This window comes from Micromonospora sp. I033 (assembly GCF_053890995.1).
Genome location: NZ_JBSSLX010000007.1, coordinates 1 through 25715, shown reverse-complemented (window position 1 = coordinate 25715; position 25715 = coordinate 1). Strand labels below are relative to the sequence as shown.

Sequence of the window (25715 nt, the reverse complement as noted above, 5' to 3'; positions counted from 1 at the left end):
GTCAGTCCAGGTCTCCGGTGAGGTAGCGCTGGACGGTCGGACCGATCGCGGCGACAAGCGTCTCCGGGTCGGCCGAGGCGACCGGTTCGAGGCGGATGACGTACCGCATCATGGCCAGGCCGGCGATCTGGCTCGCCACCAGCGCTCCCCGCAGCGGCAGTTGCGCCGGGTCGACGTCGAGCTGGTCGAGGACCCGCCGCAGCACCTGGGTGGTCAGGAACTCGCGCAGCAGCCGGGCGGTCCACTCGCTGCTCACCGCCGACCGGAGCAGGGCCACGGCGGCCCCGCCCACGGGCGAGTCCCAGACGGTCAGGAACGTGCGGACCAGGCGCTCGCCCACCCCGTCCGGGCCGCCGGCCAGCACCGCCGGCAGCAGCCGCGCCGGGTCGACGGGGATCGCCACGGTGGCCCGGAACAGCTCCTCCTTGGTGCCGAAGTAGTGGTGCACCAGCGCCGGGTCCACCCCCGCGGCGGTGGCGATCGCCCGGATCGAGACGGCGTCGAAGCCGCGCTCGGCGAACGCCGCCCGGGCCGCCGCGAGGATGGTCTCCCGGGTGTCCGGATTGCCGGGCCGCCGGCCCGTGCGCCGCGCCATCAGCCGCTGCGCCGCCGCAGCGTCGCCGCGGCCAGCACCAGCGCCGCCACCGTCGCCCCGGCGACGATCGCCACGTCCCGCCACATCGTCGCCGTCGGGTCGGCGTGCGCGCCGACCTCCTGGAGCGCCTCGACGGCGTACGACAGGGGCAGCACGTCGCTGATCGCCTGGAGCCAGCCGGCCATCTCGCCCCGCGGCACGAAGAGCCCGCAGAGCAGCAGCTGCGGCAGGGCCACCACGGGCAGGAACTGCACGGCCTGGAACTCGGTGCGGGCGAACGCGGAGCAGAGCAGGCCGAGCGCCACCGCCAGCACCGCGTTGAGGCCGGCGATCAGCACCACCAGCCACTGGCTGCCGGCGGTGTCCAGCCCGAACACCTGGTACGCCACCAGCGAAGCGATGGTCGACTGGAGCACCCCGGCGAGCCCGAACGCGATGCCGTAGCCGAAGAGCAGGTCGATCTTGGCCAGCGGCGTGGTGAGCAGCCGCTCCAGGGTCCCGGTGGTGCGCTCGCGCAGCATGGCGATGCTGGTGATCAGGAACATGATGATGAACGGGAAGAAGCCCAGCATGATCAGCGCGACCCGGTCGAAGACGCTCGGCCCGCCGGGCGGGGTGGGCTGGTCGACGTACATGAAGTAGACCAGGGTGAGCAGCACGGTGGGCACGGCCACCAGCATCGCCACGGTGCGCCGGTCGTGCCGGAGCTGGCGCAGGATCCGCCCGGTGGTGGCGGCGAGGATGCGCGGATTCACTTGTCGCCCTCCGGTTCGCTCGCCTTGATCAGCCGGAGGAACGCCTCCTCCAGGTCGTCCACGCCGGTGGTGGCGCGGACCGCGTCCGGGGTGTCGTCGGCGACCAGCCGGCCGTCCCGGATGAGCAGCAGCCGGTCGCACCGGGCCGCCTCGTCCATCACGTGGCTGGAGACCAGCAGCGTGGTGCCGGCGGCGGCCATGGCGTGGAACCGGGCCCACAGGTCGGCGCGGAGCACCGGGTCCTGGCCGACCGTGGGCTCGTCGAGGATGACCAGCTCCGGGTCCCCGACCAGGGCGCAGGCCAGCGAGGCGCGGCTGCGCTGACCGCCGGAGAGGGTGCCGACCAACTGATCGGCGGCGCTCGCCAGCCCGACGTCGGCGACCGCCCGGTCGGCCTCGGCCCGGCCCCGGCCCTGGAGCACCGCGAAGTAGCGCGCGTTCTCCCGGACGGTGAGGTCGGCGTAGACGCTGGGCGCCTGGGTCAGGTAGCCGACCCGGCGGCGCAGCTCCGCCGCCCCGGCCGGCCGGCCCAGCACGCTGACCGTGCCCGAGTCGACCGTCTGCACCCCGACGATCGCGCGCATCAGGGTGGTCTTGCCGCTGCCGCTCGGCCCGAGCAGCCCGGTGACCGCGCCGCGGGGCACCGCGCAGGAGATGCCCTGGAGCACCCGCCGCCGGCCCCGCTCGACCACCAGGTCACGGACCGACACCGCGTCGTCCATGCCCGCCTCCAAAACTCATCAGGTGTTGAACTCAACGCTAGATGAGTTACCGGCCCCCGCACAAGGTTGACTTCGAGTGCCCTCGAACTGGAAGCCTGGGTGCGTGGACATCAGCACGCGGGAGATGAGCCTCACCGTCGGTGAGGCGGCGGAACGGGTCGGCCTGACCACCTACACGCTGCGCTGGTACGAGCAGGAGGGCCTGGTCGCCCCGGTCGGCCGGGACTCCGCCGGCCGCCGGCGCTACACCGAGTCCGACGTCAACTGGCTGTTCCTGCTCACCCGGCTGCGCCGCACCGGCATGCCGGTCCGGGACATGCGGCGCTACGCCGAACTGGCCCGGCAGGGGGACCGCACGCTCGGCGCCCGGCGAGCGCTGTTCGAGGCGCACCGGAGCCGGGTGCTGGCCCGGATGGCCGAGCTGGAGGAGGACCTCAAGGTCCTCGACTACAAAATCGACGCGTACCGCCGGGCGGAGGAGGAGCTGGCATGATCAAGCGACGGGTGGGCGCGAGCGGCCCGGAGGTCTCGGCGATCGGCCTGGGCTGCATGGGCATGAGCTTCGCCTACGGCGGCGCCGACGACGCCGAGTCGACCCGGACCCTGCACCGGGCCCTCGACCTCGGGGTCAACCACCTCGACACCGCCGACATGTACGGCTTCGGGGCGAACGAGCGGCTGCTCGGCCCGGTGGTCCGCGCCCGCCGCGACGAGGTCTTCCTGGCCACCAAGTTCGGCAACCGCACCACCGGCGACAGCTTCGGGGGCACCGGCAGCCCGGGCGCCTACGTGGACAGCAGCGCCGCCTGGGCGAAGCAGGCCTGCGACGCCTCGCTGGCCCGGCTCGGCATCGACACCATCGACCTGTACTACCTGCACCGGCGCGACCCCCGGACCCCGATCGAGGAGACCGTCGGCGCGCTGGCCGAACTCGTCCAGGCCGGCAAGGTACGCCTGATCGGCCTCTCCGAGGTCAGCCCGGCGACCCTGCGGGCGGCGCACGCGGTGCACCCCGTCTCGGCGGTCCAGATGGAGTACTCCCTGTTCACCCGGGACGTCGAGGGGGAGATGCTGGCCACCTGCCGGGAGCTGGGCGTGGCCCTGGTGGCGTACTCGCCGGTCGGGCGGGGCCTGCTCACCGGGGCGATCACCAGCCGGGAGCAGCTCGCCGAGGACGACTGGCGGCGCACCGTCCCCCGGTTCGCCGACGGCAACCTCGACGCCAACCTGAAGCTGGCCGAGGCGGTCCGCGCGGTCGCCGGCGAGCTGGGCTGCACCCCGGCCCAGGCGGCGCTGGCCTGGCTGCTCGCCCAGGGCGACGACATCCTGCCGATCCCCGGTACCAAGCGGGTCCGCTACCTGGAGGAGAACGCCGCCGCGGCCGACCTGCGGCTCACCCCGGAGCAGCGGGACCGGCTGCGCGACGTGGTGCCGGCCGGGGCGGTCGCCGGGGAAAGGTACACCCCGGCAGGAATGCGAACGGTCGGTCACTAGCCCCTCGCATCGGACACCCGGTCCGCCATCGGTCATTGCGCCAAGATCGGACGTCCGGCACCATGACGCCGTGGGTCCCGCTCCGTTGCCCGAGACCGGCGGCGGCTCCGGGTCGCAGCGCGGCGCCGGACGCGTCGCGCTGGAGTTGCCGGAGTTCCTCGACGACTGGGCCGCCCGCCTCCGACAGGCCGCCGACCGTCCCGTCGTCGGGATCATGCTGCGTGGCAGCCACGCCCGGCGGGCCGCCACCGAGCACAGCGACGTCGACGTGGACGTGCTGGTCGCCGTCGACGGCGATCGGCCCGGCGGCACCGGCGAGCCACCCGCCGCCCCGGAAACCGGGGCGGCGGGACCGGCCCGCCCCGGCACCCTCTTCACGGCACCCGGGTCGGCGGATCCGGCCGCCGACGGCACCCCGTACGTGGCCCGCCGGGCCTACCTGGCCGAGCTCGACGGCCGGCTGGTGCACGTCTCGGTGGCCGCCCGCGACGTCCGCTCCTGGGTGCACCGGCTGGGCCAGCCCGCCGACTGGGCGTTCGGGCTGCCGGTCACCGCGCCGGCCCGGCTGCTCTGGGCGACGCCGGAGTGGCGGCGCCGGATCGACCTGCCGGTGCTCTGCCAGCCCGCCGACGAGCCCCGCCTGGAGGAGCTGGTCGCCACCCTCGGCAAGGTGGCCGGCGCCCGCTGGGCCGGCGACGCGGTGGGCGTCCGGCTCGCCGCCGCCGACCTGGCCCGGCTCTGCCCGTCGGTGCTGCGGCTGGCCAACCCCTCGGTGCGGGTGGTGTCCCGCCGGGCGGCCCTGGCCGCCGCGCTGGACCTGCCGGTCGCGCCGCCCGGCTACCGCGAGGACATGCTGCGCTGCCTCGGGCTCCGCCCCGGCGGCACCGCCGAGGTGGGCGCCGCCGCCGGCCGGCTGGTGACCGGCATCGTCCCGCTCGTCCGCCCGTACGCCGGGGAGATCGCCGCGGTGGGCGGCGCGGACCTCGCCGAGGCCCTGGTGGACGGCCGGCTGGACCGCTATCTCGGCCAGCTCACCCGGGCCCTGGACCGTCCCGCGCCCGCCCTCCGGGACACGTCGGCGGTGCCGGCGCCCCGTGCGGGAGAATGGTCAACCGTGCCCGCCTCTGACGCGCCGGTGACCGGCGCACCCGCCAGCTCCGGCGGCGCCGCGGCCCCCGGCCCGGCCCGTCCCTCCCGGCTCGACCCGGCCATCGCGGCCCGGCTGCGCCGCACCCCCGACGGCCTGGTGGCCGCCGTGGTCCGGGCGCACGACTCGGGCGAGGTGCTGATGGTCGCCTGGATGGACGACGAGGCGCTGCACCGCACCCTGACCACCGGCCGGGCCACCTACTGGTCGCGCAGCCGCCAGGAGTACTGGGTCAAGGGCGCCACCTCCGGCCACCACCAGTACGTCCGCTCGGTCGCTCTGGACTGCGACGGCGACGCGCTGCTGGTCAGCGTCGAGCAGGTCGGCGCGGCATGCCACACCGGGCACCGCACCTGCTTCTTCACCGAGCTGCCGGTCAGTTCCCCGGAGGCGACGTCATGACCGACGGCACCGTGAGCCCGGACCAGGGCACCTTCGCCGACCTGGCGGCCCGCTGGCGGGTCGTGCCGGTCACCCGGCGGCTGCTCGCCGACGCGGAGACCCCGGTCGGCGTCTACCGCAAGCTCGCCGGCGGTCCCGGCACGTTCCTGCTGGAGTCGGCCGAGCAGGGCGTCGGCTCGGCCGGGATGGCCTGGTCGCGCTACTCCTTCATCGGGGTGCGCAGCAGCGCCACGCTGACCGAGCGGGACGGCGCGGCGGTCTGGGCCGGCGAGCCGCCCGCCGGGGTGCCGGCCGGCGGCGACCCGGTGACCGCGCTCCGGGAGACCGTCGCCGCGCTGGCCGGCCCGGCCTGGGACCCGGCCAGCGGCATGCCGCCGCTCACCGGGGGCATGGTCGGCTACCTCGGGTACGACCTGGTCCGCCGCTTCGAGCGGCTTCCCGAGCTGACCGAGGACGAGCTCGACGTGCCCGAGCTGGGCATGATGCTCGCCACCGACCTGGTGGTGCTCGACCACTACGACGGCTCGGCGATCCTGGTCGCCAACGCGGTGCTGCCCCCGCTCGACGCGCCGGACCGGGAGTCGCTGGTCGCGGCCGCGTACCACCACGCGGTGGGGCGGCTGGACGCGATGACCACCGCGCTGTCCCGACCGATTCCGCCCATGATCTCGACCGTCGCGCGGCCCGGCGTCGGCGAGGTGGTCAGCCGGACGCCGGAGGGCGGCTACCCGAAGGCGGTGGAGGCCGCCAAGGAGGCGATCCGGGCCGGCGAGTGCTTCCAGATCGTGCTCAGCCAGCGCTTCGAGCGGCCCACCCACGCCGACCCGCTCGACGTCTACCGGGTGCTGCGCACCACCAACCCCAGCCCGTACATGTACCTGCTGCGCTTCGACGGCTTCGACATCGTCGGCTCCTCGCCCGAGGCGCACCTCAAGGTGAGCACCGCCGCGGACGGGCGGCGCCGCGCGCTGCTGCATCCGATCGCCGGCACCCGGCCGCGCGGCGGCTCCCCGGAGGCGGACGCCCGGCTCGCCGCCGAACTGCTCGCCGACCCGAAGGAGCGCGCCGAGCACGTCATGCTTGTCGACCTGGGCCGCAACGACCTGGGCCGGGTCTGCCGGCCGGGCACGGTCGAGGTGCCGGAGTTCGCCACCATCGAGCGGTACAGCCACGTCATGCACATCGTCTCCACGGTCGTCGGTGAGCTGCGGGAGGACCGCACCGCCTTCGACGCGCTCGCCGCGACCTTCCCCGCCGGCACCCTGTCCGGCGCCCCGAAGGTGCGGGCCATGGAGATCATCGAGGAGCTGGAGCCGGTCCGGCGCGGCCTCTACGGCGGCACCGTCGGCTACTTCGGCTTCGGCGGCGACCTGGACATGGCGATCGCCATCCGCACCGCGCTGATCCGCGAGGGCCGGGCCTACGTCCAGGCCGGGGCCGGGGTGGTGGCCGATTCCGATCCCGCCGCCGAGGACCAGGAGACCCGCAACAAGGCCGCCGCCGTGCTCGCCGCCATCGCCGCCGCCGAGACCCTCCGGCCCGCGCGATGAGCGCGTCGACCGGCGCGTCCGCCGGGCGGGGCCGGCGCGAGCTGACGTACGCCGTGCTGCTCTGCCTGGCGGGCGCGGGCCTGGCGTTCTGGGCGGTGACCCGGACCTGGTCGGTCGAGCTGACCGCCCGCGGCTCGCTGCCGCCCACCCGGCACACCCGCACCGGGGCGGAGCTGCTGCCCTGGGTGTCGGCGCTGGCCCTGGTCGGGCTGGCCGGCGGCGGCGCGGTGCTGGCCACCCGGGGGCGGGTCCGGCGGCTGCTGGGCGCCCTGCTGACCCTGCTCGGGCTGGGTGTGGCGGCCGGCGGCGGCTACGGCCTGACCGGGTCCGGGGTGAGCCGGCAGTGGCCGGCGCTGGTGCTGGTGGGTGGGCTGGTCCTGCTGGCCGGCGGGCTGCTCACCGCGGTGCGCGGCGCCGGCTGGCCGGCGATGGGCGCCCGCTACGAGCGGCGGGCGGCGCGACCGACCGAGCCGACCGGCGCGCGGCGGCCGGCGGTCGAGCGGGGCACCCGGGACGCCTGGGAGGCGCTCGACCGGGGCGAGGACCCGACGGTCAGCTGACCGGCTGGGCGTCCCGCGCTTCGCGGCGCTCCCGGACCGCGGCTCCGGCCGCGGCGCGGGCGGCGGCCAGCTCGGCCACCAGGCGGTCCAGTTCGCGGCGCTGCGCGGCCCGGGCCCGGTCGGCGCAGACCGCCTCCCAGGCGTTGCCCCGGGCGGTGCGCGTCCGGCCGTCGCCGGCCATGGCTTCGAGGGTGTGCACCACGCCGACGGCGAGCGACGCGACGCTCCGGGAGATGGTGGTGATTCCGAGGGTCTGGCTCGGCCCGTTGGCGCTCATGGTCACCCCGCACGAGATCGTTGGCGACGGTCGGCAGCCGCCTCATCGAGTCTGCCCGAGGAAGATGCTGCCGGGCTCACGTTTCGCCCCCGTGAAACCCAGGTCAACTCTGTGGCACCCGGGCCGACCTGGGCAGGGCCGTTCGTCCTTGAGCTTGCTCACACCATCGACGACCGTCACGGTCCTGCGGGGAGCGGGTCGCCGTGGTGAGATGGGTCATGGTCGGCGGTCGATGTGGCGGCCGGGGGCGCGGAGCGCGCCCGGGTGACGCCGGTCGATGGGCGCGGTGGCGCTGCGTGACACCGTGTTCACCCGAAGTCGGTCATCATGCCACAGCCCATTTCGTGAGGAGCGCCATACCCCCGGCACTTGTCTCCAGGTGGCGCCCCCTAGCATCGGCCCATGACACCCGGAGAGGGGAGTCCGTTGGTGACTGCTGAGCATGCGCACGCGGAGGGGGACGAGGCCGGATCGGCGGCGTCCGCAAGCGTGCTCGACGAGATCCTGGCCGGCGTGCGCGAGGACGTGGCCCGGCGGCAGGAGCAGGTTCCGCTGGAGCGGATCCGCGAGCTGGCCGCCGCCGCGCCGCCGCCGCTGGACGCGTACGCGGCGCTGCGCCGGCCCGGCGTGGCCGTGATCGCCGAGGTGAAGCGCTCGTCGCCGTCCAAGGGGCGGCTGGCCGAGATCGCCGACCCGGCCGACCTGGCCAGCGACTACGCGGCCGGCGGCGCCCGGGCGATCAGTGTGCTCACCGAGGGCCGCTGGTTCGGCGGGTCGCTGGACGACCTGGCGGCGGTCCGCGCCGCGGTCAACGTGCCGGTGCTGCGCAAGGACTTCGTGGTCTCCAGCTACCAGGTGCACGAGGCCCGCGCGCACGGCGCCGACCTGGTGCTGCTGATCGTGGCCGCGCTGGAGCAGAACGTCCTGGTCGGGCTGCTGGAGCGGATCGAGTCGCTGGGCATGTGCGCGCTCGTCGAGGTGCACACCGAGGAGGAGGCCGACCGGGCCATGGAGGCCGGCGCGCAGGTGATCGGGGTCAACGCCCGCGACCTGCGTACCCTGGAGGTCGACCGCTCGGTGTTCGAGCGGATCGCGCCCGGCCTGCCGAGCAGCGTCGTCAAGATCGCCGAGTCCGGCGTGCGCGGCCCGCACGACCTCATCCGCTACGCCTCGGCCGGCGCCGACGCGGTCCTGGTGGGCGAGGGCCTGGTCACCCAGAAGAGCCCCCGCGAGGCGGTCGCCGAGCTGGTCAACGCCGGCAACCACCCGGCCACGCCCCGCCCGGTGCGCTGACCCGCGCCCGGGGCCCGACACGTCGAGAGGACTCCCGCGATGAGCACTGACGCCGCGGCCCCGGCCGGCCAGCTCCCCGACGCCGCCGGTCACTTCGGCCGGTTCGGTGGCCGGTTCGTCCCCGAGGCCCTGGTCGCCGCGCTCGACGAGCTGGACGTGGCATACCGCAAGGCGATGACCGACGAGAGCTTCCTCGCCGAGTTCGACGCCCTGCTGCGCGACTACGCCGGCACCCCGTCGCTGCTCTACGAGGCCCGGCGGCTCTCCGCCGAGCTCGGCGCCCGGGTCCTGCTCAAGCGGGAGGACCTCAACCACACCGGCGCGCACAAGGTCCGCAACGTGCTCGGCCAGGCGCTGCTCACGAAGCGGATGGGCAAGCGGCGGGTCATCGCGGAGACCGGCGCCGGCCAGCACGGCGTGGCCACCGCCACCGCCGCCGCCCTGTTCGACCTCGAGTGCGTGGTCTACATGGGCGAGGTGGACACCGAGCGGCAGGCGCTCAACGTGGCCCGGATGCGGATGCTCGGCGCCACCGTCGTCCCGGTCACCGCCGGCTCGCGGACCCTCAAGGACGCGATGAACGAGGCGATGCGGGACTGGGTCGCCAACGTCGACAGCACCCACTACCTGATCGGCACCGCCGCCGGCCCGCACCCGTTCCCGGAGATGGTCCGGGACTTCGTGCGCGGCATCGGCGTGGAGGCCCGCCAGCAGTGCCTCGACCTCACCGGCGCGCTGCCGGACGCCGTCGCGGCCTGCGTGGGCGGCGGCTCCAACGCGCTGGGCATCTTCCACGCCTTCGTGCCCGACACCGGCGTGCGGCTCTACGGCTTCGAGGCCGGCGGCGAGGGCGTGGCGACCGGCCGGCACGCGGCAAGCATCACCGGCGGCTCCGCGGGTGTGCTGCACGGCACCCGCACGTACGTCCTGCAGAACGAGGACGGCCAGACGATCGAGTCGCACTCGATCTCGGCCGGCCTCGACTACCCGGGAGTCGGGCCGGAGCACGCCTGGCTGCACGACAGCGGCCGGGCCACCTACCTGCCCGTCGACGACGACGAGGCGATGGCCGCCTTCGAGCTGCTCTGCCGCACCGAGGGCATCATCCCGGCGATCGAGAGCTCGCACGCGCTCGCCGGCGCGCGCAGGATCGCCCCGCAGCTCGCCGCCGAGCTGGGCCGCGAGCCGGTCATCGTGGTCAACCTGTCCGGCCGGGGCGACAAGGACGTGCACACGGCCGGCGGCTACTTCGGCATCCTCGACAAGGAGTGAGAGCGTGAGCCGGATCGGGGTCGCCTTCGACAAGGCCCGGGCCGACGGGCGGGCGGTGCTGGTCGGCTGCATGCCGGCCGGCTTCCCGACCGTCGAGGGCAGCATCGCCGCGATGACCGCCATGGTCGAGGCCGGCGTGGACGTCATCGAGGTGGAGATCCCCTACTCCGACCCGGTGATGGACGGCCCGGTCATCCAGAAGGCCAGCGACATCGCCCTGGCCGGCGGCGTACGCACCGCCGACACGCTGCGCATCATCGAGGCGGTCGCCGCGACCGGCGCGCCGGTGGTCACCATGACCTACTGGAACCCGATCGAGCAGTACGGCGTCGACGCGTTCGCCCGCGACCTGGCCGCCGCCGGCGGCACCGGCCTGATCACTCCGGACCTGATCCCCGAGGAGGCCGGCGAGTGGCTGGCCGCCTCCGAGGCGCACGGCCTCGACCGGACCTTCCTGGTCTCCCCGTCCTCCACCGACGCTCGGGTCAAGATGACCGCCGAGCACTGCCGCGGCTTCGTCTACGCCACCGCCCTCATGGGTGTGACCGGCGCGCGGACGCAGACCTCCGAGGCGGCGCCGGTCCTGGTCTCCCGGCTGCGCGAGGTCACCGACCTGCCGGTCGGCGTCGGGCTGGGAGTGGGCACCGGCGCCCAGGCCGCCACCGTCGCCGGCTACGCCGACGCGGTGATCGTGGGCAGCGCCCTGGTCCGCTGCGTGCTCGACGCCCCCGACCAGGCCGCCGGCCTCACCGCCCTGCGCGCCCTCAGCGCCGAACTCGCCGACGGCGTCCGCAACCCGGCCCACTGACGACCGGCCCCGCCGGGCGGTTGATCCACTCCACCTCGCCGAGGTGGTGGTATCCGGCGCTCGCCGATGCCCCCACCTCGCCGTGGTGGAGTGAGTGTTTTGGTCGGTCCACGCCGGGCGGGCGCCCTGGTGACTCTGTGGGACTGCCTGTCGAGCTGAGTCGTCTGTGACGTCGGAGCCTCGCCTCCGCCCCGCGGCCACCCGCCATCGGTCTCGCACGGCCACCGGCCATCTGTCTCGCGCGGCCACCGGCCACCGGCCTCGGGCTGTCACCGCCATCGGCCCCGGCCGGTCATCGCCGTCGGCCTCGCGCGGTCACCGCCATCGGCCCCGCTGCCACCCGCCACCGGCCCCGGGGCCCCGCTACCGGCCTGGCGGACGCCCCGCCAGCGGTCGGCGTCGTCCCCCTGAGTCGTTTGCGTCATCAGCTCGACAGGCGCTCGTGGACCTACCCCGGGTGGGCGTGCCCGGGCGAATCGCCCCGTCTTCAACGTCAGTTGCCGAGGGCGCGGGGCCAGTTTCCCCCCGGTCATCCGCTCCGGTCACCGAGTTGGTTGGTGTTCGACCTCCGCCGACGCCCGCACGCCGGCGGGCTGGCGTCGACCATGATGGTCGTCGGCCGGCCCCCGGCGAAGTCAGCGCCGGGTTGTGCCCAGCCCGCCGCCGGCCCGCTGCTCGGGCGGGGCCGTCGCCTCACCGGCCCGCGGCGTCTCGTCGCCGCTCCGGGTCGCCTCGCGCAGGACGCCGGAGCGGCCGGCCAGGGCATCGGCGACGGCGGTGCGGGTGGTCGGCGTGAGCGCCTCGGGCAGCGCGTCCGGTGCGTGCCAGTCGAGGTGGCAGCCGCCCGTCGGGGCAGCGGCCGGCGCATCGCCGAGCGCGCGGGCCCGGAACACGTGCACCAGCACGTCGGGCAGGGCGCCGCAGTGGCCGGCCGGCGGCCGGGGAGCGGCGGGGTCGCCGAGCCGGTAGAGGCCGACCAGATCGACCAGCTCGACCTCCAAGCCGGTCTCGGCGCGGATCTCCCGGCGCGCGGCGGCGGCCGGGCTCTCGTCGCGGCGCAGCCGCCCGCCGGGCAGCGCCCAGCGCCGGCCGCCGCCGGACTGCCGGCAGAGCAGCACCCGGCCGGACGGATCGGTGACGACCGCGGCGACCGCCCAGGTGAGCGCGCTCATGGACAAAGAGCCTACGACCGCGCAAACCAGAAGTCAGCCGAGCCGCGAACCCGGCCGGACCGGGGTGCCGCGAGCACGGTCCGCACCGGTACCGTGTGCACCCGTGACCCTCGCCCCGATGACCCCACTGGCGGCCCTGCCCAGCCCCGGCACCGCCGTCTGGCAGCTCGGACCGGTTCCGATCCGGGCCTACGCGCTCTGCATCATCGTCGGCATCGTGGTGGCCTGCGTGGTCACCGAATACCGGCTGCGCCGCCGCGGCGTCGCACCGGGCGCCGTGCTCGACATCGCCGTCTGGGCGGTGCCCGCGGGCATCATCGGCGCCCGGATCTACCATGTGATCACCTCGCCGGAGAAATACTTCGGGGCCGACGGCCAGCCGCTCAAGGCGTTCGCCATCTGGGAGGGCGGGCTCGGCATCTGGGGCGCGGTGGCCGGCGGCGCGGTCGGCGCCTGGTTCGCCGCCCGGCAGCTGGGCATCCCGTTCGCCGTGGTGGCCGACGCGCTGGCGCCGGGCCTGCCGCTGGCCCAGGCGGTCGGCCGGCTCGGCAACTGGTTCAACAACGAGCTCTACGGCGGGCGCACCAGCCTGCCCTGGGGTCTGGAGGTCCACGTGATGGACCCGGACAACCCGGGGCACGCGCTGCGCGACGACGCCGGCAATCCGGTCCTCCAGCCGGGGCTCTACCACCCGGCCTTCCTCTACGAGGCGCTCTGGAACATCGGCGTCGCCGCACTGGTCGTGGTCCTCGACCGGAAGCTGCGGCTGGGCCGGGGCCGGGCCTTCGCGCTCTACGTGATGGGCTACACGGCGGGCCGGTTCTGGATCGAGCTGATGCGCACCGACGAGGCCAACCACATCCTCGGCGTGCGGCTCAACGTGTGGACCGCGGCGCTGGTCTTCCTCGGCGCGCTGGTCTACTTCCTGCGGGTACGCGGGCCGCGCGAATACCTCATCCCGGTCGGGGAGCCGGCCGCCCCGGTCCCGCCCGCGGGCGGCGACGTGTCGCAGGTCGACCTCTCCGCGCGGGAGGCCGGGGCGCGCCCGGTCGCGCCGGAGGGCTACCGGGTGGTCTCCGAGGAGCAGTTCCGCGCGTACCGGGAGACCGGCGAGGTTCCGGCCGAGGAGCCGGCGGCGACCGGCGAGGCCGACCAGAACGACGCCGACGAGGCCGCGACCGACGAGTCCACGGCTGCCGGGGCGGCGACCGACGAGGGCGCGGCTGCCGGGGCGGCGACCGACGCGGGCACCGCGGAGCGTGAGTCGGCGGACGTGCCGGCCGGTGAGGCGCGGCCCGACCCGGACCGGACGGACGAGGACCGGGCCGGCGCCGGCGGCGCCCGCCCCGCCGACCGGGACAGCTGAGCGGGGGAGTCATGCGGAGCGCGGTGGTGGTCGGCGCCGGCCTCGGCGGGCTGGCGGTGGCCGGCACGCTGGCCCGGTCGGGCTGGCGGGTCACCCTCCTCGAACGGGCCGACCGGGTCCGTCCGGAGGCGACCGCCGTGGTGCTCTGGCCCAACGGGGTACGCGCGCTGCGCGCCCTCGGCCTCGGCGCCGGGCTGGACGCGATCGCCACTCCGCTGCCCGACGGTGGGGTACGCCGCCCCGACGGGCACTGGCTGGTGCAGCCCCGCCCCACCCCGGCCGAGCGGATGCCGGTCGTGGTGCACCGGGAGGACCTGCACGACGCGCTGATCGCCGGCCTGGGCGACCAGGTGGAGCTGCGCACCGGGGTGACCGTGCGGACGGTGCGGGCGGCGGCCGGTGAGCGTCCCGCGGTCGGCGACGGCCGGCACACGGTCGAGGCGGACCTGGTCGTCGCAGCCGACGGCACCGACAGCGAGATCCGCCGGCAGCTCGCCCCGGAGACGGCGGTGGTCAGCTCCGGCTGCGCCGCCTGGCGGGCCGTCATCCCCTGGTACCGGGCCCCGCAGCTCCCCGACGACCAGCCGGTGCACGGCGAGACGCTGGGCGCGGGCTACCGCTTCGTGGCCGCCTCGCTCGGCGACCGGGGCACCGCCGGCGCCTCCCGCCGGGGCGGCATCTACTGGGTGGCCACCGCCGCGGGGGCGCCCCGCCCCGAGCCGCCGGAGACCCAGCTCGCCCTGCTCAAGCGCTGGTACGCGGGCTGGCCGGCACCGATCGCCACGCTGCTCGATGCGACCGACCCGGCCGACCTGGTGCAGCAGGAGATCCGCGAGCTGCGCCCGCTGCCCCGGGCCTACGGCTTCCCGGCCGGGCCGGGCGGGGTGGTGCTGCTCGGCGACGCCGCGCACGCCATGCCGCCGCACCTCGGTCAGGGCGCCTGCCTCGCCTTCGAGGACGCGGCCACCCTGTCGGCGCTGCTGCGGGAGTCCCGGCTACCCGACGCGGTGGCCGCCTACGACCGGCTGCGCCGTCCCCGCGCCGCCACCATGGTGCGGCAGACCCGCCGGATGTCGGCGGTCCTGCAGACCCGCGGCCGGCTGGCGTTGCGGGCCCGCGACGCCGCGCTGGGCACGATCAGCCCTCGACTGCGCAGCACGGCCGCGGCCGCCGCCGCCTCCTGGCACCCGCCGGCCTGACCACGCCGCTCCCGCGGGTGACGCACGGCGTCGTCCCCCGGCCGGGCCGGGCGCCCGGGCGAGCGGGAGTCAGCCGACCACGGCGGTGGGCTCGGCGATGCAGGCCGTGCCGACGCGGCGGAAGCCCACCCGCAGGTAGACCCGGGCGATCTCCTCGCTGCCGGCGGAGAGGAAGATCAGATCGGTGCCGGCGGCGAGCAGCCGGTGGGCGAGGGTGGCGGTGACCGCCGCGCCGAGGCCGCGCCGGCGGGCGGCCGGCAGCGTGGCCACCCCGGCGATCTCCGCCACGTCGTCGACCCGCATGGCCATCCCGCTGGCCAGCGCCCCCTCGGCGGCGGTCTCGGCGAGCACCGAGATGCGCCGGCCGTCGACGATGCGGACCGCCTCCTCGTCGAGCGCGGCCACGTCGAGCCGGGAGACGGCGGCGTCCCGTTCCGCCGGGCCGGCCTCGCCGCGACCGGTGCCCCCGTGCGAGAAGCCGACCGCGGCGACGGCGCGGCGCAGCGCCACGTCCGCGGCGAAGCTCGGGTCGGCGGGGTCGAGGACCCGCACCGGTACGTCGCTGAGCGTCGCCGGGTCGGGCAGGCGGTCCGGCTCCAGCACCATGAGCGGCGCCTCCAGCACGCTCAGCCCGGCCGAGCGGGCCACCGCCAACAGGTCCGGGGTGACCTCGTGCACCCACTCGAACGCCTCCGGCAGGCCCAGCTCGCGCTGCCGGGCCCGGACGGCGGTCACGTCGGCCAGCGAGGGCGGCTCGGTGGCGTCCAGCCGGGGTCGGGCGTAGAACGGCCAACCGGCCCCGTCCCGGACGAACAGCACGAGCGCGCCGTGTTCCTCCGCCCGTGCCCCGTCCCGGGGCACCGCGTCGTAGAAACGCTCCAACCGGTCGAGCACGTCAGCGCGTACGACATCCACCGCGCGAGACTACACGTCCCAGATTCTGGAAGTGTGATCAATCTGAACTGGCCTTGCGCCGGAAGCCCTAACGTAGACTCAATAAAACCCCCGAGGGCCGACGTCGTCCCCACCATGTTCCAACCTGAGTGACGACAGGAGGCCCGGTGGCCTTTCCGTACCCTCACAGCCCCCAGCCGGCCCCGCGGACGACGGGGCTCTACGACCCCGCGCACGAGCACGACGCCTGCGGTGTGGCCTTCGTGGCCGACCTGCACGGTCGCCGCTCGCACGAGGTCGTGGCGAACGGTCTCGGGGCGCTCTGCCGGCTGGACCACCGGGGCGCCCGGGGCGCGGAGCACAACACCGGTGACGGCGCCGGGATCATGATCCAGGTGCCGGACGCGTTCCTGCGCGCGGTCGTCGACTTCCCGCTGCCGCCCGCCGGCCAGTACGCCACCGGCCTGGTCTTCCTGCCCGACGACGACGCGGCCGAGGCCCGGGCGCGCCAGGTGGTGGAGAAGTACGCGCTGGTCGAGGGGGCCGACATCCTCGGTTGGCGGGACGTGCCCACCGACCCGTCCGACCTCGGCGAGACCGCCCTCGCGGCGATGCCCCGGGTCCGGCAGCTCTTCCTGGCCGCGCACCGGCTCACCGACGCCCCCGCCGGGCCGGCCGGCTCCCCGCTGACCGGGCTCGACCTGGACCGGGTGGCGTTCTGCCTGCGCAAGCAGGTCGAGCGGGAGACCGCCGAGCGCGGTGTGCCGGCGTACTTCCCGTCGCTGAGCGGCCGGACCATGGTCTGGAAGGGCATGCTCACCCCGGACCAGCTCCCGGCGTTCTACCCGGAGCTGACCGACGAGCGGGTGGTCAGCGCGATCGCGCTGGTGCACTCGCGGTTCTCCACCAACACCTTCCCGTCCTGGCCGCTGGCCCACCCCTACCGGTTCATCGCGCACAACGGCGAGATCAACACGATCCGCGGCAACCGGAACTGGATGCAGGCCCGGGAGGCGCTGCTGCGCAGCCCGCACCTGCCGGGCAACATCCGCCGGGTCTTCCCGGTCTGCACCCCGGCCGCCTCCGACTCGGCCAACTTCGACGAGGTGCTCGAACTGCTGCACCTGGCCGGGCGGAGCCTGCCGCACGCGGTGCTCATGATGATCCCCGAGGCCTGGGAGAACGACCCGGAGATGCGCGCCGACAAGCGCGCCTTCTACCGCTTCCACGCCAGCCTCATGGAGCCGTGGGACGGCCCCGCCTCGGTCGCCTTCACCGACGGCGAGATCGTCGGCGCGGTGCTGGACCGCAACGGGCTGCGCCCGGGCCGCTGGTGGCGGACCGCCGACGGCCTGGTGGTGCTGGGCAGCGAGGCGGGCGTGCTCGACCTCGACCCGGCCACCGTGGTCGCCAAGGGCCGGCTCCAGCCCGGCAAGATGTTCCTGGTCGACACGGTGAACGGCCGGATCGTCTCCGACGACGAGATCAAGACCGAGCTGGCCGCCGCCCGGCCGTACGAGGAGTGGCTGCACGCGGGCCTCATCGAGCTGGACGAGCTGCCCCCGCGCGAGCACATCGTCTACACCCACGACTCGGTACGCCGCCGGCAGCAGACCTTCGGCTACACCGAGGAGGAGCTGAAGGTCCTGCTCGCCCCGATGGCCCGCAGCGGCGCGGAGCCGATCGGGTCGATGGGCACGGACACCCCGATCGCCCCGCTCTCCACCCGCCCGCGGCTGCTCTACGACTACTTCCACCAGCTCTTCGCCCAGGTCACCAACCCGCCGCTGGACGCCATCCGCGAGGAGCTGGTGACCAGCCTGGCGTCCACCATCGGGCCGGAGGGCAACCTGCTCGACCCGGGCCCGGCGAGCTGCCGGCAGATCGTGCTGCCCTACCCGGTGATCGACAACGACGAGCTGGCCAAGATCCTCTCCATCGACGAGGACGGCGACCTGCCCGGCTTCAAGGCGGTCCGGGTCTCCGGGCTGTACCGGGTCCGCGACGGCGGGGCCGGCATCAAGGCCCGGCTCACCGAGATCTGCCGGCACGTCTCCGAGGCGATCGAGGACGGCGTGCGCATCCTGGTGCTGTCGGACCGGGACTCCAACGCCGACCTGGCCCCGATCCCGTCGCTGCTGCTCACCGCCGCGGTGCACCAGCACCTGGTGCGGGAGCAGACCCGGACCCAGGTGGCGCTCATCGTCGAGTCCGGCGACTGCCGCGAGGTGCACCACGCGGCCGTGCTGATCGGCTACGGCGCGGCGGCGGTCAACCCGTACCTGGCCTTCGAGTCGGTCGAGGACATGATCTCCACGGGCGCGCTTGTCGGCATGGAACCGGCCAAGGCCATCCGCAACTACGTCAAGGCGCTCGGCAAGGGCGTCCTGAAGATCATGTCGAAGATGGGCATCTCGACGGTCTCGTCGTACTGCGGCGCGCAGGTCTTCGAGGCGGTCGGCCTGGACACCCGGCTGGTCCAGCGCTACTTCCGGGGCACGCCAAGCACGATCAGCGGCATCGGGCTGGCCGAGATCCACGCCGAGGTGGCCGCCCGGCACGCCCTGGCCTGGCCGGCCCCGGGCGCGCGGGCCACCGACCGGCTGGAGGTCGGCGGCGAGTACCAGTGGCGCCGTGAGGGCGAGCTGCACCTGTTCAACCCGGAGACGGTCTTCCTGCTGCAGCACGCCACCCGCAGCCGCCAGTACGACGTCTTCCGGCAGTACACGGCCAAGGTCGACGAGCTGGCCGGGAAGGCCGGCTCGCTGCGCGGGCTGTTCACGCTGCGTACCGGGGTGCGCCCGCCGGTGCCGCTGGACGAGGTGGAGCCGGCCGGCGAGATCGTCAAGCGGTTCGCCACCGGCGCCATGTCGTACGGGTCGATCTCGGCGGAGGCGCACGAGACCCTGGCCATCGCGATGAACCGCCTCGGCGGCAAGTCGAACACCGGCGAGGGCGGCGAGGACGTCGCGCGGCTGCACGACCCCGAGCGGCGCTCGGCGGTCAAGCAGATCGCCAGCGGCCGGTTCGGCGTGACGAGCGAATACCTGGTCAACGCCGACGACCTCCAGATCAAGATGGCCCAGGGCGCGAAGCCCGGCGAGGGCGGCCAGCTGCCCGGCAACAAGGTCTGGCCGTGGATCGCCCGGACCCGGCACGCCACCCCGGGCGTCGGCCTGATCTCCCCGCCGCCGCACCACGACATCTACTCGATCGAGGACCTGGCCCAGCTCGTCCACGACCTGAAGTGCGTCAACCCGGCCGCCCGGGTGCACGTCAAGCTGGTCAGCGAGGTCGGGGTGGGCACCGTGGCGGCCGGCGTGGCCAAGCTCAAGGCGGACGTCATCCTGATCTCCGGCCACGACGGCGGCACCGGCGCCTCGCCGCTCAACTCGCTCAAGCACGCCGGCACCCCCTGGGAGCTGGGCCTGGCCGAGGCGCAGCAGACGCTGCTGCTCAACAAGCTCCGCGACCGGGTCACGGTGCAGGTCGACGGCCAGCTCAAGACCGGCCGGGACGTGCTGATCGCGGCGCTGCTCGGCGCGGAGGAGTTCGGCTTCGCCACCGCCCCGCTGATCGTCGAGGGCTGCGTGATGATGCGCGTCTGCCACCTGGACACCTGCCCGGTCGGCATCGCCACCCAGAACCCGGTGCTGCGCGAGCGTTTCACCGGCCGGCCCGAGTTCGTGGAGAACTTCTTCCTCTTCCTGGCCGAGGAGGTCCGCGGCTACCTGGCCGAGCTGGGCTTCCGCAGCATCGAGGAGGCGATCGGGCACACCGAGCTGCTCGACGTCACCGGCGCGATCGACCACTGGAAGGGCCACGGGCTCGACCTCAGCCGGGTGCTGCACCTGCCCGAGCTGCCCGAGGGCGCCGCCCGGCGCGGGATCCGGGCCCAGGACCACGGCCTGGAGCTGGCGCTGGACAACCAGCTCGTCGCCCTGGCCGAGCCGGCGCTGCGCGACGGCACCCCGGTCCGGGTCCAGGTGGCCGTGCGCAACGAGCACCGCAGCGTGGGCGCCATGCTCGGCGGCGAGGTGACCCGCCGCTTCGGCGGCGCCGGGCTGCCCGACGACACCGTCGAGTTCCTGCTGCGGGGCACCGCCGGCCAGTCGTTCGGGGCGTTCCTGCCGCGCGGGGTCACCCTGCGCCTGCACGGCGACGCCAACGACTACGTCGGCAAGGGCCTCTCCGGCGGGCGGCTCGTCGTCCGCCCGGACGCCGCCGCGCCGTTCGCCGGCGCGGACGCCGACCCCGGCCGGCGCGCCGAGGACCAGATCATCGCCGGCAACACGATCCTCTACGGCGCCACCGGCGGCGAGGTCTTCCTGCGTGGCCGGGTCGGCGAGCGGTTCGCCGTGCGCAACTCCGGGGCGGTGGCCGTCGTCGAGGGCGTCGGCGACCACGGCTGCGAGTACATGACCGGCGGGACCGTCGTGGTGCTCGGGCCCACCGGGCGCAACTTCGCCGCGGGCATGTCCGGCGGCACGGCGTACGTGCACCGGCTCGACCGGCGGCTGGTCAACGCCGAGCTGGTCGACCTGTCGCCGCTGCGCGAGGAGGAGCGGGAGCGGTTGCACGAGCTGGTCCAGCGGCACTTCGCCGAGACCGACTCGGCGGTCGCCGAGGAGCTGCTGAAGCGCTGGCCGGAGGCGGTGGAGGAGTTCACCGCCGTGGTGCCCCGGGACTACCGCCGGGTGCTGGAGATCATGCGGGCCGCCGAAGCCGCCGGCCACGACGTCGACGACGCGGTGATGAGCGCCCTGGCGGCCTCCTCCACCGCGCCGGTGCCGCCCGCCCCGCGGGCGGTCGCCCAGGAGGTGGCTCGTGCCTGACCCGAACGGTTTCCTGCGCTACGACCGGCGGCTGCCCGCCCGCCGCCCGGTCCCGGTGCGGATCATGGACTGGCGGGAGGTCTACCCGCCGGCCGGCGAGGAGCTGATCCGCGAGCAGGCCACCCGCTGCATGGACTGCGGCATCCCGTTCTGCCACGACGGCTGCCCGCTCGGCAACCGGATCCCGGACTGGAACGACCTGGTCCGCACCGGCGGCTGGGACGCCGCGGTGGAGTCGCTGCACGCCACCAACAACTTCCCCGAGTTCACCGGCCGGCTCTGCCCGGCGCCCTGCGAGGCGGCCTGCGTGCTGGGCCTGGGCGGCCAGCAGCCGGTCACCATCAAGCAGGTCGAGGTGGAGATCGCCGAGGCCGCGGTGGCCCGGGGTGGGCTGCGCCCGCAGCCGGCGCCGGCCCCGACCGGGCGGTCCGTCGCCGTGGTCGGCTCGGGCCCCGCCGGGCTCGCCGCCGCGCAGCAGCTCGCCCGGGCCGGCCACGCCGTCACCGTGTACGAGCGGGACGACGCGCTCGGCGGCCTGCTCCGCTACGGCATCCCCGACTTCAAGCTGGAGAAGCGGCACATCGACCGGCGGCTGGCCCAGCTCGCCGCCGAGGGGGTGCGCTTCCGCACCGGGGTCGACGTCGGCGTCGACGTCACCGCCGAGCAGCTGCGCGCCGAGCACGACGCGGTGCTGCTCGCCTGCGGCGCGCTCCAGGGCCGGGACACCCCGGAGACGCCGGGGCGGGCGCTGCGGGGCGTACACCAGGCCATGGCGCACCTGGTGGCGGCGAACCGGGTGGTGGCGGCGGCGGGTGAGGGCCGGCCCGCCCTGGCCACGCTCCCGGACGGCACCCCGATCGACGCGGCCGGCAAGCACGTGGTGATCATCGGCGGTGGCGACACGGCCGCCGACTGCCTCGGCGTGGCCCACCGGCAGGGTGCGGCCGGCGTGCACCAGCTCGACCTCTACCCGGAGCCGCCGGCCGACCGGGACGCCGCCCGCGACCCGTGGCCGACCTGGCCGTGGGTGCTGCGCAACTACCCGGCGCACGAGGAGGGCGGCGAGCGGGTCTTCGCCGTGGCGGTGCAGGAGTTCGTCGACGACGGCACCGGCCAGGTCCGGGCGGTCCGGATCGCCGAGGTGACCGTCGAGAAGGTGGACGGCCGGCGGATCGTCACCGCGCTGCCCGGGTCCGAGCGGGAGATCCCGGCCGACCTGGTGCTGCTCGCCATCGGCTTCGAGGGCACCGAGGAGCAGCCGCTGCTGACCCAGTTCGGGGTCACGCGCAACGGCCGCGGCGCGGTCGACGCCCGTCCCGACTGGCAGACCGACGCCGACGGCGTGTTCGTGGCCGGCGACATGCACCGGGGCGCCTCGCTTATCGTCTGGGCGATCGCCGAGGGCCGGGCCGCCGCGGCGGCCATCCACGACCACCTGGGCGGGGTCGGTTCGCTTCCCGCGCCGGTCGACCCGGCCCGGCAGCCGCTCGCCGCCCGCTGACCCGGCGCGTTCACCGACACCCCGGTCCCCCGGCGGACCGGGGTGTCGTTACGTCCGGGTCCGGTTCGTGCCCGCCCGCCCCGGGCGTCCGACCTCCGTGGTGAACCCTCTCACCAACTGTCGTCGGGAGGTTTGACCGCCGCCAGACTTGTGCGCTGGCCGGACCCGCGGGGGTCCGGCTTCGTCGTGTCACCGTCTGGACGGGGAAACACTCATGGCCCTCGGCGCCACGTTCGCCGCGCTGCGCCACCGCAACTACCGGATCTGGGCCGCGGCCGGATTCGTGTCGGTCATCGGGACCTGGATGCAGGTCCTCGGCGTCAACTGGTACGTGCTGGCGGAAACCGGATCGGCCACCTCGATGGGGTTCACCGTCCTGCTCCAGGCGCTGCCCACCCTGGTGCTAAGCGTCTGGGGTGGCGCGCTGGCCGACCGGGTGCCCGCCAAGCCGCTGCTGATCGCCGCCCAGGCCGCGCACGCGCTGCTCGCCGCCGGGCTGGCCGTGGTCGCGGTCACCGGCGCCGGCGGCCTCCCGGCCATCTACGTGATCTCGCTGGTCACCGGCGCGGTGTCGGCCATCGAAGGGCCGGTGATGGGCCGCTGGGCCTCCACCCTGGTGGACCGGGAGACCCTCGGCAACGCCCTCGCCCTCGGCTCGCTCACCAACTCCGCCGGGCGGATCCTCGGCATGAGCCTCGGCGCCGTCGTGGTCGCCGCCGTCGGTCCCGCCCTGCTCTTCGCCGCGAACGCCGCCAGCTTCGTCGCGGTCGTCGTGGCGCTGTTCGCCGTACGCGAGGGGGAGCGGCACGGCGGCGTGGCCGCGCCGGCCGACGCGGCCCCGGCCGACGGCGGCATCCGGGCCGGCTTCCGCTACCTGCTGGGCCAGCCGGTGGTGCTGGTGGCCCTGGCGCTCTCCTTCGTGCTCGGCAGCCTGGGCCGCAACTACCAGGTCACCATGGCCGCCATGAGCGACGGGCCGCTGCACGGCGGCGCGTCCGGCTACGGCTTCCTCTCCACCGTCTTCGCGGTCGGCACGGTCCTCGGCGCCCTGTTCGCGGCCCGTCGCCCGGAACTGAGCTACGCGGTGCTGGTCGGGGCGGGCCTGCTGGCCAGCGGGCTGCAGATCGTCGCCGGGCTGGCCCCCGGCACGCTGAGCTTCGCCGCGGTGATCCTGCCGGTGGCGGCCGCGGCGGTGGTCATCGACACCACGGTCGGCGCCCGGGCCCAGCTCGACACCGACTACGCCATGCGCGGCCGGGTGCTGGCCGCCCTGGCGGTCACCGGCTCGGTCTCCGCGGCCGTGGGGGCGCCGCTGCTCGGCTGGCTCGCCGAGCACGCCGGCCCGCGGCAGACCCTGGTGCTGGCCGGCGCGGTCACCGCGGTGACCACCGCGGCGGCCGGGGTGGCCCTGGACCGCCTGCGCGAGCGCCGGCTGCGCCACCGGCTCACCCTGGTGCTGGCCGCGTCCGCCGCCCGCCCGGTCCGCCGGGTCGCCGCCACCGCCGTCCGGGTCGTCCGGCCCGCCGGTGCGGGGCTGGCCGCCGCGACCGCCTCCGCCGCCCGGGTCGTCCGCCCGGCCGGCACGGGACTGGTCGCTGCGGCCGCCGTGCCCGCCGTGGCGCTGTCCCGTCCGACGGTGCTGGCCGGTGCCTCCCCGGTGGCGCTCCCCGGCGCCGCCGCCGGCGCGCGGCCCGGCGCGGGCCGGCTCCGGTCGAGCCGATCCGCCCGGGCGGCCCAGGACTGCGCGGCCTGCGCGCCCCACCGGGGCCGGCGCCGCTCCCGGTGGACCAGCCTCCGGTCGCCGTACGCGCACCGCGACGGCTGCCCCGCCGCCTGATCGGGCACCGCGCGCCCGGTGAGCGAGGTCATGCCGCGGCGGGGCCGCGCGGGGCCCAACGGCGCGAAGATCGTCACTACGCTGCGGGTATGGACGTCGAGGTACGCCTGCGGCGAATCCGCCGGTGGCTCTGGGTCGTGGTGGTGGGTCTGTTCCTCAGCGGGGTGACCGCGTTCCCGCTGGAGCTGGAGGTGCGCTGGCTGCTCCGGGCACTCGACCCGCTCGCCGGCCAGTTCCCGGCCCTGGTGAGCTGGATCGAGCGGGTCCACACCGGACTGGTCGAGACCGGCGGGCGCTATCCGTTCATGCTCTACGGCACCGACTGGCTCGCCTTCGCGCACCTGGTGCTCGCCGTGGCGTTCTGGGGTCCGCTGCGCGACCCGGTGCGCAACGTCTGGGTGGTGCAGCTCGGCATGATCGCCTGCGCCGGCATCGTGCCGCTCGCGCTGATCTGCGGGCCGCTGCGGGACATCCCGTGGTTCTGGACGCTTGTCGACCTCTCCTTCGCGGTCGGCGCGTTCCCGCCGCTCTGGTTCGCGTACCGGCACATCCGGGCGATCGAGGCGGCGACCCCGGCCGCCGCCACTCCCGTGCCGGCCTGACCGGCCGGGCCCGCTCCCCGGGTGGCGGAGCGACCCCGGCCGGCGCCGGTCAGTGCTCCAGCAGCTGGTGTGCCGCCCGGATCCCGGCCCACGACTTCGGCTGCGCCGGGGCGAGCGCGGCCCGCGCGGTGGTGGCCGGCTCCGGCCGCCCGGCGGTGAACAGCCAGGTGGTGAGGACCGCGTCGAGGTCCCGGCCGGAGATCCGCTCGGCGAGCGCCTGGAACTGGGCGATGGTGCCGTTGCCGTACCGGTGCTCGGCGGTCCAGGCCGGCAGGATCCGGAAGAACGCCTCGTCGCCGACGGCCAGCCGGAGCTGGTGCAGCGCCATGGCGCCCCGGTCGTAGACCGCGTCGGCGAAGACGTTGCCGGGCCCTGGGTCGCCGGGGAGGACCTGCCAGAACTCCGCGTCGGCCGGGTAGCCGGCGTAGGTGAAGTCGAACAGCTCCTGGGCGGTGCCCTCGCCCTGCTCCTCCGACCAGAGCCACTCGGCGTACGAGGCGAAGCCCTCGTTCAGCCAGATGCCGCTCCAGTCGGCCACCGAGACCGAGTCGCCGAACCACTGGTGGGCGTTCTCGTGCACCACCACGTAGGTGTTCGCGCCGCGTCGCCAGAAGCGGGGGCCGTAGACCGGGCGGCTCTGCGTCTCCAGGGCGAAGCCGATGCCGTCGACCGGGCCGGCCACGCCGCCCTGCGCCTCGAACGGGTACGGCCCGAACAGCCCGGTCGCCCAGTCGACCACCTCGGCGGTGCGTTCGATGCTGGCCCGGGCGGCCGGCCCCCGCTCGCCCAGCGTGGTGCTGTACGCGTTCAGCACCGGCTGCCCGTTCGGCGCGGTGTCGGTGACGATGTCGTACTGCCCGATGGCCAGGAACGCCTGGTACGTGGCGCCCGGCTTGACGCTGCGCCAGCTCCACCGGGTGCGGTCGCCGGCCTCGGGCAGCGGGGCGCGCGGCTGCACCCCGTTGCTGATCACCTCGACGCCGGTCGGCACCGAGACGGAGATGTCCCAGGTGGCCTTGTCCGTCGGGTGGTCGTTGCTCGGATACCACCACCAGGCCGACTCGGGCTCGTTGACGGCGAGCGCGCCGTCGGCGACCCGGGTCCAGCCGGTGTAGCCCTGGACCAGCGTCTCCGACGGGATGCCGGCGTATCGCACCACGACGGTGAGCTGCTGTCCCTTGAGGACCGGCCGGGGCGTGGTGACCACCAGCTCGTGCGCGCCCTCGCGGGCGAAGCCGGCCGGCCAGCCGTTGACCCGCACCGACTCGACGTCGAGGGCGAAGTCGAGGTTGAACCGGGACAGGTCCTGGGTGGCGGTGGCCAGGACGGTCGTGGTGCCGCTGAGCCGGTCGGTGGTCGGTTCGTAACGCAGCCGGATGTCGTAGTGGCCGACGTCGTAGCCGCCGTTGCCGTAGTCGGGGAAGTAGCTGTCGC

General features: G+C 75.2%; 21 protein-coding genes and 1 pseudogene. 15 read left to right on the top strand and 7 right to left on the bottom strand.

Features of this window, described 5'->3' with window-relative positions:
* Position 1: 1 nt before the first annotated feature.
* From ACW0Q9_RS02380 to ACW0Q9_RS02370, 3 genes are read right to left on the bottom strand one after another with little or no spacing between them, the layout of a single operon-like run.
* On the bottom strand, positions 2-595 hold the full coding sequence (locus tag ACW0Q9_RS02380; protein ID WP_456178168.1) for a TetR/AcrR family transcriptional regulator: 594 nt from the start codon (positions 593-595) through the stop codon (positions 2-4).
* Positions 595-1350: an ABC transporter permease gene (locus ACW0Q9_RS02375; protein WP_456178166.1), complete on the bottom strand. Its 756-nt coding sequence runs from the start codon at positions 1348-1350 to the stop codon at positions 595-597. The genes ACW0Q9_RS02380 and ACW0Q9_RS02375 overlap by 1 nt, the downstream gene beginning before the upstream one ends.
* A complete protein-coding gene (locus ACW0Q9_RS02370) occupies positions 1347-2072 on the bottom strand; it encodes an ABC transporter ATP-binding protein (RefSeq protein WP_456178164.1) in 726 nt (241 codons plus the stop codon). The genes ACW0Q9_RS02375 and ACW0Q9_RS02370 overlap by 4 nt, the downstream gene beginning before the upstream one ends.
* A 103-nt stretch (positions 2073-2175) precedes the next feature.
* Between ACW0Q9_RS02370 and ACW0Q9_RS02365 the strand changes: the two genes are divergently transcribed.
* From ACW0Q9_RS02365 to ACW0Q9_RS02340, 6 genes and pseudogenes are all read left to right on the top strand, one after another.
* Positions 2176-2565, top strand: a complete 390-nt coding sequence (locus tag ACW0Q9_RS02365; RefSeq protein ID WP_262282487.1) for a MerR family transcriptional regulator — start codon at positions 2176-2178, stop codon at positions 2563-2565.
* On the top strand, positions 2562-3566 hold the full coding sequence (locus ACW0Q9_RS02360; RefSeq protein ID WP_456178161.1) for an aldo/keto reductase: 1005 nt from the start codon (positions 2562-2564) through the stop codon (positions 3564-3566). Before ACW0Q9_RS02365 ends, ACW0Q9_RS02360 begins: the two co-directional genes overlap by 4 nt.
* A gap of 214 nt (positions 3567-3780) precedes the next feature.
* Positions 3781-4500: pseudogene (locus ACW0Q9_RS02355) on the top strand (phosphoribosyl-AMP cyclohydrolase); the annotation flags it as partial.
* A 180-nt stretch (positions 4501-4680) separates the two neighbouring features.
* A complete protein-coding gene (gene hisI / locus ACW0Q9_RS02350; RefSeq protein ID WP_456178227.1) occupies positions 4681-5115 on the top strand; it encodes a phosphoribosyl-AMP cyclohydrolase in 435 nt (144 codons plus the stop codon).
* On the top strand, positions 5112-6665 hold the full coding sequence (locus ACW0Q9_RS02345) for an anthranilate synthase component I (RefSeq protein WP_456178159.1): 1554 nt from the start codon (positions 5112-5114) through the stop codon (positions 6663-6665). The genes hisI and ACW0Q9_RS02345 overlap by 4 nt, the downstream gene beginning before the upstream one ends.
* Positions 6662-7225 (top strand): Trp biosynthesis-associated membrane protein, encoded by a 564-nt coding sequence (locus ACW0Q9_RS02340; RefSeq protein WP_456178157.1) that lies wholly within the window; start codon positions 6662-6664, stop codon positions 7223-7225. Before ACW0Q9_RS02345 ends, ACW0Q9_RS02340 begins: the two co-directional genes overlap by 4 nt.
* Here the strand turns inward: ACW0Q9_RS02340 and ACW0Q9_RS02335 are convergent.
* Positions 7218-7502 carry a hypothetical protein gene (locus ACW0Q9_RS02335; protein ID WP_456178156.1) on the bottom strand — a complete coding sequence of 95 codons (285 nt, stop codon included), beginning with the start codon at positions 7500-7502 and terminating at the stop codon, positions 7218-7220. The two genes, ACW0Q9_RS02340 and ACW0Q9_RS02335, sit on opposite strands and share 8 nt — an antisense overlap.
* A 489-nt stretch (positions 7503-7991) precedes the next feature.
* Here ACW0Q9_RS02335 and trpC point away from each other — a divergent pair, with 489 nt between their 5' ends.
* The 3 genes from trpC to trpA are packed head-to-tail and all read left to right on the top strand — an operon-like array spanning position 7992 to position 10875.
* A complete protein-coding gene (gene trpC / locus ACW0Q9_RS02330; protein ID WP_208863091.1) occupies positions 7992-8795 on the top strand; it encodes an indole-3-glycerol phosphate synthase TrpC in 804 nt (267 codons plus the stop codon).
* A 39-nt stretch (positions 8796-8834) separates the two neighbouring features.
* The gene (gene trpB / locus ACW0Q9_RS02325; protein ID WP_456178154.1) at positions 8835-10067 is read left to right on the top strand and encodes a tryptophan synthase subunit beta; all 1233 of its coding nucleotides are present in this window, start codon (positions 8835-8837) and stop codon (positions 10065-10067) included.
* A 4-nt stretch (positions 10068-10071) separates the two neighbouring features.
* Positions 10072-10875 carry a tryptophan synthase subunit alpha gene (gene trpA, locus ACW0Q9_RS02320; protein ID WP_456178152.1) on the top strand — a complete coding sequence of 268 codons (804 nt, stop codon included), beginning with the start codon at positions 10072-10074 and terminating at the stop codon, positions 10873-10875.
* 635 nt (positions 10876-11510) lie between these two features.
* On the opposite strand, the gene ACW0Q9_RS02315 is transcribed toward trpA, so the two are convergent.
* Entirely contained in the window at positions 11511-12047 is a 537-nt protein-coding gene (locus tag ACW0Q9_RS02315) for an NUDIX hydrolase (protein ID WP_456178150.1), read from the bottom strand.
* Positions 12048-12150: 103 nt separating this feature from the next.
* On the opposite strand from ACW0Q9_RS02315, the gene lgt reads away from it, so the two are divergent.
* Positions 12151-13413, top strand: a complete 1263-nt coding sequence (gene lgt / locus ACW0Q9_RS02310) for a prolipoprotein diacylglyceryl transferase (RefSeq protein WP_456178148.1) — start codon at positions 12151-12153, stop codon at positions 13411-13413.
* Positions 13414-13424: 11 nt separating this feature from the next.
* Positions 13425-14612 carry an FAD-dependent oxidoreductase gene (locus ACW0Q9_RS02305; RefSeq protein WP_456178146.1) on the top strand — a complete coding sequence of 396 codons (1188 nt, stop codon included), beginning with the start codon at positions 13425-13427 and terminating at the stop codon, positions 14610-14612.
* 69 nt (positions 14613-14681) lie between these two features.
* On the opposite strand, the gene ACW0Q9_RS02300 is transcribed toward ACW0Q9_RS02305, so the two are convergent.
* On the bottom strand, positions 14682-15527 hold the full coding sequence (locus tag ACW0Q9_RS02300; RefSeq protein WP_456178145.1) for a GNAT family N-acetyltransferase: 846 nt from the start codon (positions 15525-15527) through the stop codon (positions 14682-14684).
* A 146-nt stretch (positions 15528-15673) separates the two neighbouring features.
* On the opposite strand from ACW0Q9_RS02300, the gene gltB reads away from it, so the two are divergent.
* From gltB to ACW0Q9_RS02280, 4 genes are all read left to right on the top strand, one after another.
* Positions 15674-20341 carry a glutamate synthase large subunit gene (gene gltB, locus ACW0Q9_RS02295; RefSeq protein WP_456178143.1) on the top strand — a complete coding sequence of 1556 codons (4668 nt, stop codon included), beginning with the start codon at positions 15674-15676 and terminating at the stop codon, positions 20339-20341.
* The gene (locus ACW0Q9_RS02290; protein WP_456178141.1) at positions 20334-21842 is read left to right on the top strand and encodes a glutamate synthase subunit beta; all 1509 of its coding nucleotides are present in this window, start codon (positions 20334-20336) and stop codon (positions 21840-21842) included. Before gltB ends, ACW0Q9_RS02290 begins: the two co-directional genes overlap by 8 nt.
* A gap of 214 nt (positions 21843-22056) precedes the next feature.
* Positions 22057-23679, top strand: a complete 1623-nt coding sequence (locus tag ACW0Q9_RS02285; RefSeq protein WP_456178139.1) for an MFS transporter — start codon at positions 22057-22059, stop codon at positions 23677-23679.
* Positions 23680-23768: 89 nt separating this feature from the next.
* Complete coding sequence (locus ACW0Q9_RS02280) at positions 23769-24281, top strand: hypothetical protein (protein WP_456178138.1); 513 nt, start codon at positions 23769-23771, stop codon at positions 24279-24281.
* Between the two features lie 49 nt (positions 24282-24330).
* Here the strand turns inward: ACW0Q9_RS02280 and ACW0Q9_RS02275 are convergent.
* A partial coding sequence (locus tag ACW0Q9_RS02275) for a M1 family metallopeptidase (protein WP_456178136.1) occupies positions 24331-25715 on the bottom strand: 1385 nt, incomplete at its 5' end.